We start from the raw sequence: 3,845 nt of genomic DNA on the forward strand, positions 1-3,845 counted from the left end.
GTTTGCGTGTACTGCCGTAGCTTTTTCTTCTATTTTGGAACTGAAAAGCCCGTTTTCGTTTGCTAGCACAATGTACCACATAGAGTACTAATCGGTGCTAAAATTAAAATATAAAAACGTGGACACGAAAGGAAAACAAAAATGGCAAAATCTTTAGTAGTAATTGCTCCGGAAAGATTGGCGGAAATGGACGCAGCAAAACGAATGATAAAATTGCCTGACATCAGCTTACATGATCTTTCCAGAGTTACAGGAATTCCATATCAGACCATTCGAAACATGAGACATAAGCCGGAGCTTTTGGATAATGCTTCATGGTTTAGAGTAGAAACTTTAGCACAGCTGAAAATTGATCTTGAAACAGGGAAGCGAGCTATCGTAAAGGATGGTAGAATAGAATAAGTCGGATGCTAGCGCTTTCTCAAAAAACAATCTGACCAAAAAATACACCAAAACCAGTTTTTTTAGAAAATGTCTGCAACCCTCTAAAATGGCAATGTAATTTGTTCTAAATAGTAAAATAGGGGGATATCATGCCAAGTCAATATTCATTGATTGGGAAGCTAATCGATATTAAAGGCGTAACTTCTCGATTTGAACACTACTATCTTATTCTGCATGTAGATGCAGAGCTTGAAAAGTCAGAAAAAGACCGCTACAAGAAAGACCCATTCGAGTTAGTTCTAATGAACAAAGATCTTGTAGAAACTGCCGAAAAGCAGTTGCATCCAAATGATCTTGTGCTTTTTACAGGGATCCTGTCATCACGTGAACGTGAGGGGCAACATGGTGTGTATTATCAAACTAGCATTTTAGTTGATGACTTTGAAGTATTAGGAAGTGCTGCTGGCGTAAATGTCGCAGTGCGTTCTAAGCAGCGAAATTCAAGCAATGCAACTACTACCTCAAAGCCGACAGATACTATTAGCAAAGAGGACATTCGCAAGCAAGCAGAGCACTTCCAAGAAGAGGAAACTAACGTTGAAGCAGTCAATGATTCACAGAAAATTGCTCCGAGCAGTCAAGAACCGAAAGAAGATGAAATGAACATCTCAAATCAAAAGGATGACTTGCTCGAAAATAAAGAAGACAAGAAGAATGAAGAAGGGGATTCGTTCTTTTCAAACTTTGATGGCGATGATACTGAGAGCGACGATAGTGACGATGATGATGTATGGGACTTTTAGTTTTAGAATCTAAAGGCGCAACGCATTTTTAGTGATGGATGAGGGAATACAAATGGTTGGAAATAAGGCAAAAACCGCAGAGGATTTGGTCCAAAAATACGATTTAAAGTCAAAAAGGGCGCTGGTTCCCATTATCAAGAGAATGAGAGCACGTGGTCGTCTTGAGCTTGCGGCAATAGATGAAAGTGACAAAAAGAATCTGGAGAATTTTGAAAGATCCGCATCAGGCAATGGCTTTTTGAATGAAAAGATCGTCAGAAAGGTTGACAATATGCTTGAAGGCTACAAACGTGAAAAAGATGAGGGACGGCTGTTAACAAAAGACGAAGCTATAACTCAAATGGGAGTTGAGGCAAAACATTTTAATGCTTTTTTGAAGTCGCTAAATAAACGTGAAGAAACCCAGCTTAAACATAGCAACCCATTATTTGTTGACAGCATTGGAATTCCAGCCGATGAAAATGGCAAAGTTGATAGAAGAGTCGTCACAGCTTTCGCAATTTGGTACCTGACAAATTTAAAGTCGAGTGAAATGTCAGCCCACGAGCAAATTGGCGCTTTCGGGAGAAAACATAACAAAGACAAATTTGTGATAGGAAATAGTCGGGGGGGGTACCCGATTTAACACTATTAGACATCGTTAAGTTGCCCGGCGGGCCAAACAGACCAACTGGTGTTGTTGTCGGCTTTTACAAAGGACAAGTTGGGAAAAACAAAGTGGTTAAAGCAATAGTTGCTCCAGCCGCTAATCATTCTTTGGAGTTCTTAGATCAAGTAGAAGCGGATCCTCAAAAGCCAACTTTGAGTAGGCAATGGAATTGGAATTCAAATAATAATTCTCCTAAGAAAAAGACTGGAGAGAAAAGAGTTGTTTTAGATATTCCAATCATTTGGGAAATCGGAACTGACAATGCTCGGCCGATTTATAAGTCGGGAGCAACTAATTATGAATTGGCTACTCGTGGCCAAGAAAGCCAAGAAGCACTAATTCCAACTCTCCAGTTTCTGCTTTTCGAATTGCATAAAAAATACGACAGTTGCCCAATCGAGGTGGTCAGCTACAGTAGGACTAATACAGCATTATCGCCCACAGCCACTAAGCTTATACTTCAAATTTCGATTCCGGAGATTAAATTAGGTTCCCTTGATCGTGCTCCAGAGAAGTCAGACTTTGAAAATTCTGCTACTGCTGAAAAAATCGCACAGATACAAGCCGAATTTCCAAAAGCAAAGAAATTGTGGTGGAAGAAGTTAAAGAAGAGCAAAAAGCCAGCAAAGAAGATTGCTTGTGCTGTTCTTGAAGACATTATTCATCCTGATTGCTGCCACGTTCATGAGCTTCCTGGGAAAAACTTATGCTTGCTAAGATCCGATTTGGAATATAAGCAAGTCCTGGTGAACAAAAAGGTATCTGGTGAGGAAAATTCAGCGTTACGCAATCACGGTAAACAGTATACGTTACGCGATGTGGTTAACGCTTTGATCGAATGTACTGAGGTCCCGTTTAAAATGCAGGCAGATTTAATGAATTACGCTTGCCAAAAGTTCGGGGTCGAAAGTCAAGATAAAGGCAGTGCAGAACCGAGACTTGATGAAGAAACAGTAAGGTATTTTGAAAGTCAAAAGATTTCAAAAACAGAGTTGCAGCTTTATTTTCAAAAAGTAGTTAACGCACTTGGTAATTCTCGGGTCTTAGACATCCGTGAAATTGCTAATGAATTGGTTAAGTGCGCAGAAGCGGCGTTTCGATTTGACACAAATATGTTGGACTCACTTTTTATGCCAGAGGGGACTACTCGACGTGTTGGGAGCGTAAGAGATCAAAAGTCTTTAACCGATGCAGAACGAGCAGTTATTGAACAACTGTATCCGGATACAACTGTTGGCGAAGTTGTTCAATATTGGAAGCAGATTATTTCTGCCTTCAGCAAGGTCAAAAAGGCATGGGGCTATTCTTCCGATTTAGAAGTTTCGGCTCTGTCTAAAAAGGCCGGAAAGCAATCGAAAAAGAAACTTGGCGGTTCAAAATTGAGCCTTGAAGATCGGACAAAGATTGATGAGAATATCGCAGTGATGGATGAAAAGCTGTCAAACCTTTTAAGAGCCAGCGCTTTAGAGATTCGAAATACGCTGCCTCCAGACTCGCCAGGTGGCAACTCAAATCTAGCCGAATTCGATATTGTGGCCAAGGCCTTTAATGAGAAGGTTGAGAATGCCGATAAATATTTCATACAGACATATATTAGGGCACGCCAGACTGAGCTCGAACTTTTAAAAGCACTTGAGAATGACGAGAAAGTTTTGGGTCCAAAAGAAGAAATCGACCAAACTGCCGTAGGTGATGGATACCAGTTTGATAAATTGGTATTAGACTCTTCGCTGTTTCGGGCTGACATTTTAGAAGCGCTAGCAAAGCACCCAGCTCTTTCAAGCGAAGCTAAGGAAGGTGTTGGCGAAACACTCCTTGGCCAAGTGATTTTAACTACGTCATTTGATCGTACTAGCCCAACTGAAGCTTATAAAATCATTCAAAGATTAATCGACCGACCACCATACATTTATGGTCTCTAACGCCATGGATGGCAAGCAAAACATTCGCCTCTATAAATAGAAGGTGAATATTGCTTGCCATCCTTTTTCTTTGCTAACAAAAATAAT

4 protein-coding genes are annotated in these 3,845 nt (G+C 40.4%); all 4 read left to right on the forward strand.

Annotated elements, in window-relative coordinates; genetic code table 11:
• Positions 1–141 precede the first annotated feature (141 nt).
• The 4 genes from ACYVUV_RS12180 to ACYVUV_RS12195 all read left to right on the forward strand — a co-directional run bounded on the left by ACYVUV_RS12180 (position 142) and on the right by ACYVUV_RS12195 (position 3,758).
• Positions 142–402 carry a hypothetical protein gene (locus ACYVUV_RS12180; RefSeq protein WP_484499549.1) on the forward strand — a complete coding sequence of 87 codons (261 nt, stop codon included), beginning with the start codon at positions 142–144 and terminating at the stop codon, positions 400–402.
• 131 nt (positions 403–533) lie between these two features.
• Complete coding sequence (locus ACYVUV_RS12185) at positions 534–1,187, forward strand: hypothetical protein (protein WP_484499550.1); 654 nt, start codon at positions 534–536, stop codon at positions 1,185–1,187.
• A gap of 52 nt (positions 1,188–1,239) precedes the next feature.
• Entirely contained in the window at positions 1,240–1,812 is a 573-nt protein-coding gene (locus tag ACYVUV_RS12190; protein ID WP_484499551.1) for a hypothetical protein, read from the forward strand.
• 92 nt (positions 1,813–1,904) lie between these two features.
• Positions 1,905–3,758 carry a hypothetical protein gene (locus ACYVUV_RS12195; protein ID WP_484499552.1) on the forward strand — a complete coding sequence of 618 codons (1,854 nt, stop codon included), beginning with the start codon at positions 1,905–1,907 and terminating at the stop codon, positions 3,756–3,758.
• The last annotated feature ends 87 nt before the right edge of the window (positions 3,759–3,845 follow it).

The organism is Lactobacillus sp. WILCCON 0149 (assembly GCF_057197965.1).